This window comes from Actinoallomurus purpureus (assembly GCF_024055795.1).
In the GTDB taxonomy this organism is placed as follows: domain Bacteria; phylum Actinomycetota; class Actinomycetes; order Streptosporangiales; family Streptosporangiaceae; genus Actinoallomurus; species Actinoallomurus purpureus.
Genome location: NZ_JAMXMY010000014.1, coordinates 131,173 through 146,814, shown reverse-complemented (window position 1 = coordinate 146,814; position 15,642 = coordinate 131,173). Strand labels below are relative to the sequence as shown.

The following is a 15,642-nucleotide window of genomic DNA, read 5'->3' as shown; positions in this document are numbered from 1 at the left end:
ACGCCGAGGGACCTGCCTCTTCGAGCCGGTCATCCACCGGAGGTCGTCTTGGACACCTGCAGCAGGAACTCGCTGTTGGTCTTGGTCTCCGCCAACTTGCCGAGCAGTACCTCGATGGCCTGCCGCCGGTCCATCCTCCTGAGGATCTCGCGAAGGCGCGAGACGATGGCGTACTCCTCGGTACCCAGCAGGATCTGCTCCTGCTGGGTACCGGAGGCGTTCACGTCCGCCGCGGGGAAGATCCGGTGGTGGGCCAGGTCGCGGTCCAGCCGGAGCCGCATGCCGGCGAGCCGGCCGAGTTCCTCGGCGATGGTCTCGTCCATGCGGGAGCCCGTCTCGACCAACGCGGTGGCCATGATGGTCAGTGAGCCGCCGTCCTCGATGTTCCTGGCGGCGCTGAACAACGCCTTGGGCGGGTGGAGCGCGATCGGGTCGAGCCCGCCCGGCAGGACCCGGCCGGAGGCCAAACTCTCCGGAGCGGCCATGACCCGTTCGGCGAACAGGCAGAGCCGCTCGGGCGACTCTTCGAACAAAGGCGACCCCGGCAGTCAGACGAATCGCCGACTGCCGGGGTCCCTTGAGAGACGATGAGCGGATCAGACCTTTCTCAGGTAAGAGGAGAAGACCCACCCCCACTTACCGGAGTTGGCCCCACTGGTCACCTTCCCGTAGGTCCAGACCTTGTCGCTGACACCGATGCCGTACGACGGGTCGTAATTGCACGTGCCGTAGAACCTGGTCCCGGTGGAGAGGAGACCCAGGGAGGTGTAGGAGGTGCTGGGTCCCTTGCGCAGGCGGACCGCGGTGGTCGTCTTGTACGTGGCGTTGCGGATGTTGACGGTGCAGGCAGAGGATCCCGCAGCGCTTGCGGCGGAGGCTGTGGCAACCACTCCACCGAGAGCGACCATGCCGGCGACGACCGCCGTCACGGCGCTCTTTCCGTACTTGTTCATGCATCTTCCCAAACGTTGATTGGCACGTTCCAAACGGAATTTAGCAGTCAAAAGCCCCATTCGACCAGCGACCTCCCGGTTTACCGGAGCCATCTCCAGGGCTGGTTCCTGACCCCTCGCCTTGCTGCCGCGAGCCGGGCCGACCAACGATGACGGGCGGCCATCGCTCCCCGGAAGGCCGGTATCGCCGTGCGTCTGCGGGCCCACGCACAGGACGGCCACCCGGCCCTCGCCACGGCGAACGCCGTGTCACGCGGCGGCGCGCCGTGATGATGATCACATGCGACCGCCACGTCGATACGGCGACTCGAGTCTCCGTTGCGGGACCGGTCCCGAGCCCGCTCATCGTCGGCGACCATCTACCGCGCCTCGGCCGGGCCGACACCGTCGCCGCCCTGGCGCCGCTGCTGGAGGAACACCGTCGGGTCCGTGGCCGAGCTGGCAGAACCTACCGATTCCCGTGACGTCGATTTGGTGGAATCAGTCACCACCGAACGTTTCCGTGACCGTCTGATCGCTTTGTGTTCGGCGATTTCCGGACTGATTCTCCGGCCGGAGACTCTACGCTCGTGCGCACCGACAAGAGTCGACGATTAGTTCGCGAAAAATACCCTCGCCCGCCATTTCATCGCGGCCGTCTCACCCCCATTATGGTGGCCGACACAAAACGGTCATCGGAGGATCTATTGCGCGCCCACGTCTTGTCCGGGCTTACGAGGGCGACCGCGGGGGTCGCCGTCTGCGGCCTGGCGCTCGCCACCCTGGTCGCCGGCGGCGACTCACCGGCGTCCGCCACACCGGCGACATCCGTAGTGGTCAATGAGGTGTACGGCGGCGGGGGGAACTCCGGCGCCACCTACACCAACGACTTCGTCGAGCTCGCCAACCGGAGCGACGCGGCCGTCAGCCTGGACGGCTGGTCGGTCCAGTACCACTCCGGTGGCGCGACCGGCACCTGGCAGGTCACCCCACTGAGCGGCTCGATCGCGCCGGGCGGCTTTTACCTCGTCGGTGAGGCGAAGGGCGCGGGCGGTACGCAGGCGCTGCCGGCGACGCAGGCCACCGGGAACATCCCGATGTCCGCCACCGCCGGCACGATCGCCCTGGTCCACGGCACCGCGGCGCTGACGTGCGCGGACTCGGCGGCGTGCCAGAGCTCCTCGGTCGACCTCGTCGGCTTCGGCACCGCGGCGTTCAACGAAACGGCACCGGCGGCGGGTGCGTCCAACACCGCCTCCGTACAACGAAGCGGCAAGCCGGACAGCGACGACAACTCCGCCGACTTCGGCGCCGGCGACCCGACGCCCGGCGCCGCGAACGCGGGGAGCGGAGGCGGCGGTGGCGGGGGCGGTGAGCCCGGTCCGCTCCGCATCCACGACATCCAGGGTGCCGACTGGCTCTCGCCGCACGACAGCGAGCACGTCACCAACGTGCCCGGCATCGTCACCGCGATCCGGTCGGCGGGCAGCAGCAAGGGCTACTGGATCCAGGACCCGGCGCCGGACGCGAGCCCGGCCACCAGCGAGGGCGTCTTCGTCTACAGTTCCTCGCCGGGCGTGGCGGTGGGCGACTCCGTGCTCGTGTCGGGCACCGTCAAGGACTACTACCCGCTGTCCAGCGGCGACACGGTCCAGAAGACCTCCAACCTGTCGGTGACCGAGATCAGCGGCTCCACCGCGTCCGTGCTCTCCCACGGCAACGCGTTGCCGGCGGCCGAGGTCATCACGCCGGACACGGTCCCCGGCACGTACGCCCCGGACCTCGGCGGGGCCAACATCGAGGCGACGCCGATCGACCCGGCCCGCTCGGCCCTCGACTTCTGGGAGTCGCGCGAGGGCATGCGGGTGGAGGTCGACGACGCCCGGGTAGTCGGCCCGTCCAACAGCTACGGTGAGCAGTTCGTCACCACCAAGCCGGCGCAGACGACGACGTACCGCGGTGGCACGGAACTCCTCGCCGAGAACGCCGTGCCCTCCGGCCGTATCGAGGTCGTGCCAGCGGACGGCAGCAACCCCGGCGTCTCGGTCGGCGACGTCCTCCAGGGCGCGACGGCGGGCCCGGTCGACTACTCCCAGTTCGGCGGCTACACGATCGCCGCGACGCAGGTCGGCGCGGTGCAGCACAAGAACCTGCCGCCCGTCGTCGCCACGCCGCAGAGCCGCAGGCAGCTCGCGGTCGCGACGTACAACGTCGAGAACCTCGCGCCCGGCGACTCCGCCACGAAGTACACGCGGCTCGCCCAGGGAGTCGTGACCAACCTCGCCAAGCCCGACATCGTCGCGCTCGAGGAAGTACAGGACAACACCGGCGCCACCGACGACGGCGTGGTCGCGGCCGACCAGACGCTGACCAAGCTGACCGCGGCGATCGTCGCGGCGGGCGGCCCGAAGTACGACTGGCGCGAGATCGACCCGGTCAACGACAAGGACGGCGGTCAGCCGGGCGGCAACATCCGGGTGGTGTTCCTGTTCAACCCGGCGCGCGTGTCCTTCGTCGACCGGGGCGCCTCGTCGGTCGACCGCTCGACCACCCCGACGTCCGTCGAGAAGCTCAAGGGCAAGCCGGCCCTCACCCTGTCGCCGGGCCGGATCGACCCGGCCAATACGGCCTGGGACTCCAGCCGCAAGCCGCTCGCAGGCGAGTTCCGGTTCCGGAACAAGCCGGTGTTCGTCGTCGCGAATCACTTCGCCTCCAAGCTCGGCGACCAGAACGCGGACGGCCGCTACCAGCACCCGGCGCAGTCGTCGGCGGTGCAGCGCGCGGCGCAGGCGACGGAGGTCCACGCCTTCGTCCAGCGGATCCTGAAGGTGGACAAGAAGGCCGACGTGGTCGTGCTCGGTGACCTGAACGACTACCAGTTCAGCCCCGCGCTCGCAGCGCTGAAGACGGGATCCACCAGCGGACACGACAGGCCGATCCTGACCGATCTGATCGGCACACTTCCGAAGAACCAGCGGTACACCTACGTCTACGACGGCATCTCGGAGGTACTCGACCACATCCTGGTGACCCCGCGTACCCACGGCGTGCAGTACCAGGTGGTCCACGTCAACGCCGAGTACACGAACCAGACGAGCGACCACGACCCCCAGGTCGTACGACTGAAGCCGTGACCACGCCGGCCTCGTAAATCAGAAACCGGCCGCACGGGCCGCCGAGTACACCTCGGCGGCCACGTCCTTCAGTTCCCGCGCATCCCGCGCGGCCCACGAGAGGTCGACCAGGAACTCGTCGAGACCGATCTCGGCGTACGCCATCAGATCGGTGACGATCTGCTCGACGTCACCCTGGAAGGGCCGGCGGTCCGGCCCCTCGTACCGTTTGGCGGTGTAGTCCGGGTTCACGCGCACCACCGTCCGCAGCGGCCGGGTGCGGCCCCGCTCGGCGGCGAGATCCTGCAACTGGCGCCAGCGAGCGGCCACCTGATCGGAACCGTCGGCGTACGGCAGCCAGCCGTCGGCGTGGTCGACGAGCCGGCGCATCGCCCGCGGGGTGTTGGCCGGCACCAGGATCGGGATCGGCCGGACCGGCTTCGGCCCGACCACGGCCGAGGCGATCCTCGTGATCCGGCCATCCTCGTAGACCACCGGGTCCGGGCCCCACACCGCCCGGCACACCTCGAACACCTCGTCCATGACTTTGCCGCGCTCCTCGAACGGGCGGACCCCTTGGGCCGCGTACTCGTCGAGGGACCAGCCGGTGCCGAGGCCCGCGACCACCCGGCCGCCGCTCGCCGCGTCCAGAGTCGCCAGGGACTTGGCCAGCTGGAAGGGGATGTGCAGCGGCGCCACCAGTACGGCGGTGCCCAGCTCGACCCGCTCGGTGGCCGCCGCCGCGAGCGTCAGTGTGACCAGCGGCTCGGCCACGCCCCGGTAGGCGTCGGGCCAGGGCAGGCCCGGGACGCCGTACGGGGGCTGGGTCTGGGGTTCCGGGAACAGGGCCCGTTCGTACACCCAGAGGCTGTCGTATCCGATGTCCTCGGCGGCGCGTGCCACATCGGGCACGTCCTTGCCGAGGTTGTACTGCCGATTCTGCGGGAGACCGATTCCGAGGCGGGTCGTCATGCCCGTGCGCTCCTCAGTGGTTGGTTGCGCAATCAAGTCAACGTTCTCTAGCGCCCACCGCGCCCGGCACGGCCCGGTGTACGCCGGCGTGCCGGCAGCCACGCCTTGGCGGGTGATGCGCGGCCGGTAGTGCCGGGCATCACCCGCCGGGGAAAGGCTCAGTGCTTGTTGACCGCGGAGGCCCAGTCGAAGTTCACGCCCATGTCGGAGTACATCTTCGAGTACCCGACGAAGCAGTCGAACTTCTCGACCTTGCCGTTGTGCAGGTACCAGAAGTCGGCAGTCGGCGCGTCGACCTTGTGGCCGTTCCCCTTGATGACGCCCGCCGGCGACTGGAGTTCCCCATCGAACGTGCCCTGGATCGACAGCTCGATGCTGACCACGTCGCCGTTCACGGTGATGCGCTTGAGGTCACGGTGAACATTGGAGAAGAGGCCCTTCATGTAGGGCAGAACGGTGCCAAGCGCCTTCCCCCGATAGGCCTGGCCGCCGACCATGTCGTTGAAGACGCCGTCCTTGGTGAAGCTGTTGACGAACGTCGGGACGTCGATGTGGCTACCCTCCGCCACGTAGTAATCGCGCAGGACGACCGCGAGATTGCGCTTCTCGTGCTTGGTGAGGTGGCGGTTCGTGAGCGGCAGCTCCGCCAGCTGGCGAGGAGTCAGGTCCGGGACCGCCGTACTGCTGTGGACCGCCGCGCTCCTGTGGACGGGGCTTGCGGCCTGTGACGGCACAGCGGCGATGGAAAGACCACCCACGACAGCAACCGCGGTCGCGGCGGTGATCGACTTCCAGCTGAGCAGCTTCATGTCGTGTTCCTCCAGGTTGGTTCTCAGGATCCGAGATCCGTCGTCGTGCGCCGTTAGTAATTCAAACGCTCGCTTTACCTTATGGACGGCGGCGCGGGCCGTCAAGCAACTGTTTGAATTCTGTGGTCGCGCGGCCGCGCTGCGGCTGGTCAGGTCGGGTCTGCGACAGTGATCCGGGGCGGCGGCCCAGGCGGCGGCGTCCGCTCCTCGCGGGACCGGATCCGCTCGAGTTCGGCCTCGATCCGCGAGGCGACCATTGACAATATACTCAATCAGATGATTGAATACATGGCATGATGCGTGCGGAGAAGACGGACCTGCGCCGGGAGACTGGTCAGCGCACGCGGGACGGCCTGCAGACGGCCGCCCTGGAGTTGCTCGCGCAACGAGGCCAGGAGGGCGTGACACTCCGCGAGATCACAGATCTCGCCGGAGCCAACGTCGCCGCGGTGAGTTACCACTTCGGGTCACTGAAGGCGCTGTGCGCCTCGGCGATCGAGCACGCGTTGGAACGGTATCTGGACGAGAAGATCCGGGAACTCGATTCCCTCCCCTCCACCGCGACACTCCATGACGTGGCGGCAGCGTTCGCCCGGCCGATGGTGCGCGCACTGGCGGCCGGCGGACAGGACCTGGCCATTATGCGGACTGTGGCGCGTGTCGGCATCGATCCGCCCCAGGGATGGGACCGGCTGGACGGCAAGTTCGACCGGAGTCGCCGGGGGGCGGTCCGGGCGCTGGCACCGAACCTGCCCGGAGTCGACGAGGAGGAACTGATCTTCCGTACGCGATGCGCAGCCGGCATGCTGAACTGGCTCGCGCTGGCACCCATCGGCACCGAGCTGGCCGCCATGTCCGCCGAGCAGATCGAGCGGCAGCTATTCCCCGTGGTGGCCGGGGCGTTTCGCGGGGATGCCGCCGGCCGCTGACCAGGCCGAAGGCCACCGGAATCCAAACAACTCAAACGACTGCTCGCCAAGGAGTCGGGTGGCACCTCCCTCGCCCGGCTCCGCTGCGACGGGGTGGGAGAGCCGGACCGCGGTGATCAGCACTGTTGCAAGCCGTCGCGCGCCTGATCGATCACTGGCGCGCGGCAGGCGGCGATTTCCAGTACGGCACCGCCACCAACGCTCGGTGCAGCCCGGTGCTCCGCCGGTTCACCGACCAGGTGAAGAACGCAGGGGTCGTGGTAGACGTCGACGGTGAACGAGCCGCCCCGCCCGGAGCGGGTGTGCCGCAACGCGTTCGCCACGAGCTCACGGCCTGGGACTCCAGCCGCAAGCCGCTCGCGGGCGAGTTCCGGTTCCGGAACAAGCCGGTGTTCGTCGTCGCGAACCACTTCGACTCCAAGCTCGGCGACCAGAACGCGGACGGCCGCTACCAGTACCCGGCGCAGTCGTCGGCGGTGCAGCGCGCGGCCCAGGCGACCGAGGGACCACATCCTGGTGACCCCGAGCACGCACGGCGTGCAATACCAGGTGGTCCACGTCAACGCCGAGTACACGAACCAGACGAGCGACCACGACCCCCAGGTCGTACGACTGAAGCCGTGACCACGCCGGCCTCGTGAAAAACGCGGCGGTCGCCTCGACCTCGGTCGAGGTGACCGCCGCTGTTCTTCCGTCAGCGCGGCGCGCTCTGCCGGATCACCGCGGGAGAACCTGCACGGTGTCGCCGACAGGGCGTTCGCCGGTCGCGTCGGACGGCTTGTTGACCACAGCGCCGTTGACCGCCATCGCCGTCGACCCTCCGCCGTCGATTCTTAACCTGCAGCGGAGGGCCGGCCTCGCCTCTTCGGCACGGCGCGCGGCGAAACGCCGTCGGCGCCCGCAGGAAGGCAAACCGCCGAGATCCTGAGCCGCCTACTGGCTCCCCACATCGAGGACCGCGGCCTGCACTGCGAGTTCCACATCGACGAGACCCCCCGGGATCTATGGATGATCGACGGGCTATGGCCTCCCCCCACAGGCAGCGAAGCCGAACAGCTCTGGGTGCGCGAGAACCGGCCGGTTCCCTACTGACAGCGACCCCGGCCTTCAGCCGGACTTGGATCTTGGCGACCAAGACGTCGATCTCGGCGGGCTGGGTCGCCCTCGATGACGAGCTCGAAGACAGGAAGAGGCCCCGGGGACGGATAGTGCTCCCCGGGGCCTCTCGGTATCAGCTCGTCAGAGCGCCAGGTAGCCGAGGCTAGCTGAGCGTCAGCTGGCTACTGTCCGCGCGCGTCCCTCACCTGCGCCTCGATCTCGGCGGCGCTCTGTCCTCCGTTCACCGTCGTGAACGTCTGGCCGCTGCCGTTGGAGCCGCGCTGGACATCGACCTGCCGAGTCGGCGACTCCTGTGCAGCCTTCCAAAGGACCGACGCGTTCTCGTCGTCGCCCCTGTGCGGCTGGTCGAAGCGCTTCGGGTTACCGGACATATCAGGTTCCTCTCGTTTGTTTCATCGGGTGGCCTCCGTGCTGCCACCCCTATAAGCGATCGTTCCGGGGACACCGTCGACGTCAACAACCGCTCGCAGAGCCGGATACGGCTGCCTGACGTTCGGCGGGCGCCCTTGACCAGCCCTCACCTGGTCGCGCGCATGCACGAATACGTCGGGCCAGACGTTGCCGCTCTTGTTCTCGTCGGAATCAGGAAGCCGGCCACTGCGGCGTAGCGGCTGCAACAAGCGCTTCGCAGGTCACGGCGGCCACACCGTCGACACTCCGGGTGTCCGCTGAGATCCGGGAAACCCAAAATGTCCCGGTGAGGGCTGCGCGGCTGTCAGCCACACGCCCCCACCGGGACACCGATTCCCTGCCCGCTAGCGCGGGCTGTTGGCCGAAGGGGTCCTAGCCCTGCTCACCCTGCGGCTGAGAACCCGAAGCCGGGCGCAACACGCCGTCCCTCCTGAACTCCCAGTCCGGGTGGGCCTCTTCGAGCCGACTCTGGGCGGCCCTCTTGAGAGAACGGTGTTGGACCTCGCCGGTGGCAGGAACCCCGGCCTGATCGCGGTTTCCCTTGCGGTCTCCTCGCACTGTCAACTCCTCTGCTTTGTGCCGGTCGCCAATGAACCGGTTCAACGAAGATCGTCCGGGGCGAAGGCATGGCAGCCAGTTTCGGCTCAGGGTCCGCGAAATGGCACCGCGCGGCGAACTCCGTCCACGTCTGGTGGATCGCGATGGCGTGCCGGAGGCCACACCCGGAGTGCCGACGGCGTGGCCGCCGTGACCTGCGAAGACGCCGTCTCAGAGAGGCCGTCCGGTGAACGTCTCACTGAGCGGGGCACGAGATAGGCCAGTGCGTCCCGCTTCGCGGCCCGCAACGCCTGGGGTGAGCTTCGGCGACCGAGCGGACAGCAGCGCGAGGACCTCTTCGACGTACCGCCACGCTGTCGTGGTCGAGGCCTTACCCGGGGGATCCGCTATTCCCGGAGGAACTGCGCCAGCGCCGCCCGGATTTCCGGCTGGTAGCCGCCTCCGTCCAGCTCAAGGATGGCGGCCTCCACGACGGCGCTGTTCCACATGGCCGCGCTCGGCCCCGGGTGCGCCCAGCCCATGGCGGCGAAGTCGGGGCTGCTCAGCTGGATGACCAGCTTGTTCCGGGACGCGATCGCCTCGATGATCGCGGGGTCAACACGGGCCTCCAGCAGCAGTGCCCGGACGCCGCGATGGCTCAGGCATTCATCCAGGTAGGCGTTCGCGGCCGCGAGCAGCCTGCCTCGGCCCGGTGTCATCCCCGCAATCGTCTCCTCTATCTCCGCGAACGTGCGGTCGTGGAACTCGGTGTGCAGCGCCAGCAGGAATTCCGACCGGTCGCGGAAGTGGTGGAAGAAGGTGCCCTTGGCCACGCCTGCCTCGGTGACGATGAGGTTGACGCTCATGCCGGCCAGGCCCGTCCGCTCCGCCAGGGACAGGCCCGCGGCGATGAGCTGCTTGCGGGTGGCCGCCGCGCGCTGCTCCCGGACGCCGCTACTCACTGCGCGCTCCCGGCAGTCGCCACCGATTCGAGGAAGGGCAGTACCAGGCCCAGGAATCCATCCGGATCGGAGGCGAAGGCCACGTGCCCGGTCTTCAGCGTCCGCAGGTCCGCGCCGGGTATCGCCGCCTGCGTCTGGCGTGCGGCGGACAGGGGGAGGATGATGTCCCGCGCCCCCCATGCCAGCAGCACGGGCACGCCGAGCCGGGGCCCGTCGGCCCGCAGGTCGTAAGCCGGATCGGCGAAGCTCCGCCACAGCGCGGCGGAGACAGCGGCGCCTGTCCTGCTGCGCGCCCGGTCCTGGACCCGGCGGGTGATGGCTCGGAGCCGGTCGCTGTCCGGTTTCATATACCGGGGAACGAGCCGGGGGAACACCGCACGGTTGACGGCCGGGACGCCCAGGACGCGGGCCGCGAGGCGGGGGACCTTAACGAACCCGCCGGCATTGACCAGGATGAGCCCGGCGACCCGGTCCGGGTGTTCCATCGCGATCCTGGCCGCGGCGTACCCGCCGACCGAATTGCCGATGAACACGGCTGGCGCGAGATCGAGCTCGGCGGCGAAATCGGCGAGAACGCCGGCCAGCAGCGGCGCGGTCACTGGCCGCGGCCCGGCCGGCATCTCGGAACGGCCGTGGCCCGGCCAGTCCACGGCCAGTACGCGATAGCCGGCGGCCGCCAGCGGTCCGGCCACGGCGTCGAAGTCGGTGTGGTCGTGCAGGGTGGCGTGCAGCAGCACGACCGGCCGGCCACTTCCCTGCTCGGCATAGAACACCTGCCCCGCTCTGGTCTGGACAAAAGGCATCGCGAATCCCTCCACTGACTGACCGACCAGTCGGTCAGTCTAACTTCCTGCCCGAGTGAAGGCAACGCACCCAAGTCGGGGTGTTCCGTAAGGCTGTTCCGCGAACTGTTCCGGTGACAGGGCCTTATCCGGAACACTGGAGGGCTTGAACGGGACCCGTGTCGGCTACGCCCGCTGCTCGTGTGGTCATTGCGTGGTCGTGGCGGAACGTGGGGCGATGAGCGCCGAGCCGAAGACCCATGGGGAGGTCTGGGTGATGAAGTCACCCGGGAATCCGAGCGTGAAGTCGGTGGCCTGTTCCAGGCGAGCGACGCTTTCTGGTGGCAGGGTGAGGTCGATGGCGGCGAGGTTGTCACGGAGCTGGTCGACACGGCGTGCCCCGATGATGGGGTGGACGGTGCGGGAGCGGCTCATCGTCCAGGCGATCGCTACCTGTGAGGGCGTGGCACCGAGGTCGTCAGCGACCTCCTGCACGACTCGGGCGACGGCGTGGTCCCGAGCCGAGACAGACTCGGCGGTTAGCCGGGTACCGGCTGTGGGCCCGTCTGGGCGGGTGTATTTGCCGGACAACACCCCGCCGGCCAGCGGGCTCCACGCGGTGACGCCCAGCCCGAGGGACTCGGCCATCGGCAGCAGCTCGCGCTCGATGTCGCGCTGCAGCAGGCTGTAGGGGACCTGAAGGCCGATGAACGGACTCCAGCCATGCCACTGCGCCAGCGTGTTGGCGCGGGCCACGATCCATGCGGGGGCGTCGGAGATCCCCACGTACAGCACCTTGCCTGCCTGGACCGCGTCATCCAGCGCGCGCATGGTCTCCTCGATCGGCGTGTCACGGTCCCACATGTGCACCCAGTACAGGTCCACGTAGTCCGTGCGCAGCCGACGCAGGCTGGTCTCCAACGACGCCCGCAGGTTCTTCCGGTGGTTCCCGGCGGCGTTGGGGTCGGCGCGGTCGCGGGACACGGTGTACTTCGTGCCGAGCACGAACGACTCTCGCCGGCCTTTCAGCAGCTCGCCGAGGATCTGCTCGCTGGCTCCGTCACGGTAGTTGATCGCGGTGTCGATCATGTTGCCGCCGGCCTCGGCGTACATGTCCAGCATCCGCCGGCACTCCGGCAGCGGCGCACCGACCCCGCCCTGCTCGCCGAAAGTCATCGCGCCCAGGATCAGGTCGGAGACTCGCAGCCCGCTCGTACCCAAGGTGCGGTACCTCATGCCGTCGCCGATCCGCTGAACAGTTCCGCGGCCCGGGAGACGATCTCATCGTGCGGCACGTCCCGCACATGCTCGTCCAGCGCCCAGCGGTGCCCGAACGGATCCAGCAGCTGACCGGTGCGGTCACCCCAGAAGGCATCGCGGACCGGCTCGAAGGCCGTGGCTCCTGCCTGCAGCGCCCGTGCCCAGGCCGCGTCGACGTCCGGGACCTGCAGGTGCAGGGCGGCGGAGGTGCCACCGAGGCCGGCGGGTGAACGCATGCCCCGCGCGGGCATTTCACCGGCTACCGCCAGGACCGTGTCGCCGAGCAGGAGCTCCACGGTCAGCGTACGGCCGTCGGGAAGCGTGATGCGGTTCGTCTCCTGCGCACCCAGGGCTTCGGCGTACCAGGTTGCGGCCTGGTCCGGGTCGGTGACGACCAAATGGACCGCTATGTGCGTCATGATCCGAACCATACACACCGTATGGACGACTCGTCCATACGGTGTGTCTGTACATGCCGTCATATGCTGAGTTGCATGCCTCCCAAGCGCACCGCCCGCTCTGCCCGTCGATCCGGACCGGCGCCGGGTTCCGCCGAGCTACGGGAGCGGATCTTGTCCGCAACGCGCGAGCTGCTGCGGCAGCGCCGGTTCGACACCCTCAGCGTGGCCGACATTCTGACCGCCGCCGAGGTCTCCCGGGCCAGCTTCTACTTCTACTTCCCCAGCAAACAGGCCGTGCTCGGCGAGCTTGTACGCGAGGCCGTGACGCAGGGGCAACAGGCGGCACAACCCTGGATCGACGGACAGCAGGACCCGGTCGCCGCGCTCCGGGCAGGCGTGCGGGACGGTGCCCGTCTGTGGCAGGCCAACGCAGGCGTTCTCATGGCGATCGTGGAGAACTGGGGCGCGGACGAGGGCCTACGAGCCCTATGGCTCGAACAGATGGACCTGTTCACCGACGCCGCCGCGGCACGCATCCGATCCGACCCGCACGCCTGCCAACGACTCGGCAACGTGGACATACGCGCCGTCGCCGCCTCGCTGACCTGGCTCGGGGAACGGCTCTATTACCTCGCCGCAGGCGCAGTCCCCCCCTTCGACAACGAGGAAATCCTCGTCGACGCCCTCACCAATGCGTGGACTTCAATCCTTTACGGCCACCCCGTCACCCACCCAGGATCCCCGCCACGCCCGGCGACCGAACCGCAGGAGTCCACGGCTTCCACCAACTGAGGGCAGGGAGCGCTTCCCGAAGTGCGCCTCCGCGCCATCGCGAACGAGATGTTCCGGGGCCGCGTCGGACGCGACCACTGGAAGAGCGCACGAGAAGCCCGCCTCTCCACGTCGGCGAACAGCCGCGAGCGACGCTTCCACGAGATCCTCGACGAGGAGTACGAGCGAGCACGACTACTGGCAACGCCCAGCCCGCCTGTTCGAACGACCGACGCGAAGCACCCGCTCGGCAAGAAAGAGCGCCTGCTATGGGCAGGACGCGGCGCGGCCTCCGCACTGCTCTACCGGAGTCGCCACGGCTGCTCCTGACTGCTGGGAGGCTTCGCGTCGGCAGGCTCTGCAGCAACCTCGATGCATGGCGAATGACATACGCGGTGGCACCACTTGCTGGCGGACATGCAGGTGGGCCGGTAGGCAGTCGCCGACGGCGGCGGCCTTCATCGGCACTCCGGCGAATCGGCAGGCCAGGCCGTAGACCTCGACGGCGGCTGAGGCGGCCAGGCAGGAGAGCACGCAGGTCACCCAGACCAGCCGGGGGTGGAGGCGCCGGTCATGGCTGCCCGGCCGACAGGGCGGTGCTGGTTTCCAGCAGGGTCTTCAGGTCTGACAGGATGAACGGCCAGCCGCCGCCGGCGCCCTCCAGTTGGTCACCGGAGAGGAGCGCGGCGTGGATGGGCGCTCCGGCCACGTCGTGGATCACCGTGAGCCGGGACACGTGTTCGTCGATGGCTTCGATCTGCCAGGTGAGGGTGGTGTAGGGCTCGGCGGTCTGGGAGTCCTCGAAGTGCATTTTGAAGGTCTGCACGAGCCGGTGGGGTGGTTGCGCCTCGGTCACTTCACCGTCGCTGACGACGTCGGGGGTTCCCATCGCTTTCATACCCTCGTTGGCGTGGGCGATGTAGCGGCCGCCGGGGTGCAGTTCGTAGGTGGCGGGAATGTGATAGCCGTAGCGGGCGGTCCATTCGGGAGTGGTGATCGCTTCCCAGATCGCCTGCGGTGTCGCCTTGATGTGGATGCGGAAGACCTGGGTGGTCCCGGCGGCATCGGGGTTGGTGGCGGTCATGGTGGTCCTTTCCAGAGCGGTCTTCAGATCGGCGAGGGCGGTGGCGCGCTGCCGGGTGTACTTGTCGATCCAGCGGTCGTAGAGGAGCTGGATCGGGATCGGGTTGAGGAAGTGCAGCTTCTCCCGGCCTTGTCGGTGAGTGACCACGATCCCTGCCTCTTCGAGGACTTTCAGATGCTTGGCGACGCCGAACCTGCTCATCTGCGTCTGGGATTCCAGGTCGGTCAGGCTCTGGCCGTCGCGGATCAGCAGCCGGTCCAGCAGCGCCCGTCGGGTCGGGTCGGCGAGCGCTTTGAACACCGGGTCGTCGTCTTCGGTCACACCCCTAGGATACGAGACCTTTTGGTCACGTGCCTAGGCCTGAGACCTAGCAGTCACCTATCCGAGCCCCGCCTTAGCCCGCAGGGCGGCTCGCGGACGCGCCGGCCTGGCGTTCGGACACCACCTGGAGCCGTTGTCCATGATCAGATGTATGCGCAGGTGCCAGGGGATCGTCTGGTGCAGCAGCGCCAGGCAGGTCCGGCTGCACCCCTTCTCGCCTGGTGACCTGGTCTTTCCCGCTTCCACCGATCACGGCACGTTTCGTTGTCCGTGTACCAGCACCCGGATGTCCGCCAGACAACAGAGGCTGTCCGTGAGACGGCACCTGGTTTGTCCGCCACACCGGCACAACCAGCGTCCACCTGCCAGCCCTTCTCTGTCCGTCTACCTGCACGTTTCACGTTTCACTGTCCGCTAGCACCACTGACGGACAGACCTCATCCGAGATCGGATCCCCTCTATTCAGCGCCCCAGGAAGCCGCGCGTCGTCACGAGTTCTCGTCGTCGACCTCGCCGACCATCCGCCGTGCGTCGTCGACGTACTTTCCGACCAGCCGCCGCAGCTCGGCAAGCTCGGCGTCGCGGCGCGGGTGACCGACGACCGGCAGCTCGAGTGCCTTGCGGAGTTCGGCGAGCTCCCGCTCGTACTCGCTGGTCACGGCTGCCCGGCCGCCAGACCGTCGGCGTGCGCCCGAGCCGGCTCGTCGACGGCGGCATTCAGCGGGAGTGTCGGCTCGTCGTCCTCGTCCGCCGACGCGGGCTCACTGCCCGGGGTTGTGCCGGGCGCCTCCCCCGCGAAGATGACGGTGACCGTACGGCCGGTGTCGTCGCCGTGCCAGCCCCAGCTGTCGGCGAGGAGGGATACCGTACGCAGGCCGCGCCCGGATTCGGCGAGGTCGTCGGCGTCGGTGACGACAGGGTCGACCGGGCCGCCTTCGTCGGTGACCGAGACGGCCGTACAGTCCGCGGCGTGGCGGACGTCCACGGTGAACGACCCGCCCCGGCCCGACGCGCTGTGCCGCAGCGCGTTCGCGACCAGCTCGCCCACCGCGAGCAGCACCTCATCGAGACGCGGCCGGTCGGGCAGCAGGGCGGTGACGAATTCGCGGGCCGCGTGAGCCTGATCCGGGCGGCCGGGAAAGGACCGGCGCCAGTACATGGCCGGCACGGTCGCGTCCGGCCGGGAGAGTGCGAGAAGCATGGACACCTCACGAGAAGTCGTCGGCGGCGAACCGTTCC

Annotated in this window: 17 protein-coding genes and 2 pseudogenes; 5 read left to right on the top strand and 14 right to left on the bottom strand. The window is 68.6% G+C overall.

The genetic code is table 11. The features are described from left to right. Positions 1 to 29: 29 nt before the first annotated feature. Complete coding sequence (locus tag NE236_RS25335) at positions 30 to 533, bottom strand: hypothetical protein (protein WP_308209155.1); 504 nt, start codon at positions 531 to 533, stop codon at positions 30 to 32. A 63-nt stretch (positions 534 to 596) separates the two neighbouring features. Further along, positions 597 to 953: an SH3 domain-containing protein gene (locus NE236_RS25330; protein ID WP_252844633.1), complete on the bottom strand. Its 357-nt coding sequence runs from the start codon at positions 951 to 953 to the stop codon at positions 597 to 599. A gap of 686 nt (positions 954 to 1,639) precedes the next feature. Here NE236_RS25330 and NE236_RS25325 point away from each other — a divergent pair. Continuing rightward, a complete protein-coding gene (locus tag NE236_RS25325; RefSeq protein ID WP_252844632.1) occupies positions 1,640 to 4,066 on the top strand; it encodes a DUF8508 domain-containing protein in 2,427 nt (808 codons plus the stop codon). 18 nt (positions 4,067 to 4,084) lie between these two features. Here the strand turns inward: NE236_RS25325 and NE236_RS25320 are convergent, their stop codons facing one another. Both NE236_RS25320 and NE236_RS25315 read right to left on the bottom strand, forming a co-directional pair. After that, complete coding sequence (locus NE236_RS25320) at positions 4,085 to 5,017, bottom strand: LLM class F420-dependent oxidoreductase (protein WP_252844631.1); 933 nt, start codon at positions 5,015 to 5,017, stop codon at positions 4,085 to 4,087. 158 nt (positions 5,018 to 5,175) lie between these two features. Beyond that, on the bottom strand, positions 5,176 to 5,826 hold the full coding sequence (locus tag NE236_RS25315) for a nuclear transport factor 2 family protein (protein WP_252844630.1): 651 nt from the start codon (positions 5,824 to 5,826) through the stop codon (positions 5,176 to 5,178). A gap of 293 nt (positions 5,827 to 6,119) precedes the next feature. Here NE236_RS25315 and NE236_RS25310 point away from each other — a divergent pair, with 293 nt between their 5' ends. Continuing rightward, a complete protein-coding gene (locus NE236_RS25310; RefSeq protein ID WP_252844629.1) occupies positions 6,120 to 6,755 on the top strand; it encodes a TetR/AcrR family transcriptional regulator in 636 nt (211 codons plus the stop codon). A 116-nt stretch (positions 6,756 to 6,871) separates the two neighbouring features. Here NE236_RS25310 and NE236_RS25305 read toward each other — a convergent pair whose 3' ends face one another. Both NE236_RS25305 and NE236_RS45205 read right to left on the bottom strand, forming a co-directional pair. Continuing rightward, a complete protein-coding gene (locus tag NE236_RS25305; RefSeq protein WP_252844628.1) occupies positions 6,872 to 7,267 on the bottom strand; it encodes a hypothetical protein in 396 nt (131 codons plus the stop codon). A 205-nt stretch (positions 7,268 to 7,472) separates the two neighbouring features. Further along, positions 7,473 to 7,667, bottom strand: coding sequence for a phosphodiester glycosidase family protein (locus NE236_RS45205; protein WP_372494435.1), 195 nt, complete (start codon positions 7,665 to 7,667; stop codon positions 7,473 to 7,475). Here NE236_RS45205 and NE236_RS45200 point away from each other — a divergent pair. Further along, positions 7,665 to 7,847 (top strand): annotated as a pseudogene (locus NE236_RS45200) (tautomerase family protein); the annotation flags it as partial. The gene NE236_RS45205 and the pseudogene NE236_RS45200 sit on opposite strands and share 3 nt — an antisense overlap. A 188-nt stretch (positions 7,848 to 8,035) precedes the next feature. On the opposite strand, the gene NE236_RS25300 reads toward NE236_RS45200, so the two are convergent. The 5 genes from NE236_RS25300 to NE236_RS25280 form a co-directional block, all read right to left on the bottom strand. Then, a complete protein-coding gene (locus tag NE236_RS25300; protein ID WP_252844627.1) occupies positions 8,036 to 8,245 on the bottom strand; it encodes a hypothetical protein in 210 nt (69 codons plus the stop codon). A 984-nt stretch (positions 8,246 to 9,229) separates the two neighbouring features. Beyond that, positions 9,230 to 9,784: a TetR/AcrR family transcriptional regulator gene (locus NE236_RS25295; protein WP_252844626.1), complete on the bottom strand. Its 555-nt coding sequence runs from the start codon at positions 9,782 to 9,784 to the stop codon at positions 9,230 to 9,232. Next, positions 9,781 to 10,587: an alpha/beta fold hydrolase gene (locus tag NE236_RS25290; protein WP_252844625.1), complete on the bottom strand. Its 807-nt coding sequence runs from the start codon at positions 10,585 to 10,587 to the stop codon at positions 9,781 to 9,783. Before NE236_RS25290 ends, NE236_RS25295 begins: the two co-directional genes overlap by 4 nt. A 186-nt stretch (positions 10,588 to 10,773) precedes the next feature. Continuing rightward, positions 10,774 to 11,802, bottom strand: coding sequence for an aldo/keto reductase (locus NE236_RS25285; RefSeq protein ID WP_252844624.1), 1,029 nt, complete (start codon positions 11,800 to 11,802; stop codon positions 10,774 to 10,776). Further along, positions 11,799 to 12,245, bottom strand: a complete 447-nt coding sequence (locus NE236_RS25280) for a VOC family protein (protein WP_252844623.1) — start codon at positions 12,243 to 12,245, stop codon at positions 11,799 to 11,801. Before NE236_RS25280 ends, NE236_RS25285 begins: the two co-directional genes overlap by 4 nt. Before the next feature lie 153 nt (positions 12,246 to 12,398). On the opposite strand from NE236_RS25280, the gene NE236_RS25275 reads away from it, so the two are divergent. Both NE236_RS25275 and NE236_RS25270 read left to right on the top strand, forming a co-directional pair. Beyond that, positions 12,399 to 13,019: a TetR/AcrR family transcriptional regulator gene (locus NE236_RS25275; protein ID WP_252844622.1), complete on the top strand. Its 621-nt coding sequence runs from the start codon at positions 12,399 to 12,401 to the stop codon at positions 13,017 to 13,019. 18 nt (positions 13,020 to 13,037) lie between these two features. Next, positions 13,038 to 13,328 (top strand): annotated as a pseudogene (locus tag NE236_RS25270) (DUF6082 family protein); the annotation flags it as partial. A 241-nt stretch (positions 13,329 to 13,569) separates the two neighbouring features. Here NE236_RS25270 and NE236_RS44645 read toward each other — a convergent pair. The 3 genes from NE236_RS44645 to NE236_RS25255 form a co-directional block, all read right to left on the bottom strand. After that, a complete protein-coding gene (locus tag NE236_RS44645; RefSeq protein WP_252844620.1) occupies positions 13,570 to 14,403 on the bottom strand; it encodes an ArsR/SmtB family transcription factor in 834 nt (277 codons plus the stop codon). A 488-nt stretch (positions 14,404 to 14,891) separates the two neighbouring features. After that, on the bottom strand, positions 14,892 to 15,062 hold the full coding sequence (locus NE236_RS25260; RefSeq protein WP_252844619.1) for a hypothetical protein: 171 nt from the start codon (positions 15,060 to 15,062) through the stop codon (positions 14,892 to 14,894). Then, on the bottom strand, positions 15,059 to 15,604 hold the full coding sequence (locus NE236_RS25255; protein ID WP_252844618.1) for an ATP-binding protein: 546 nt from the start codon (positions 15,602 to 15,604) through the stop codon (positions 15,059 to 15,061). Before NE236_RS25255 ends, NE236_RS25260 begins: the two co-directional genes overlap by 4 nt. Positions 15,605 to 15,642: the final 38 nt, after the last annotated feature.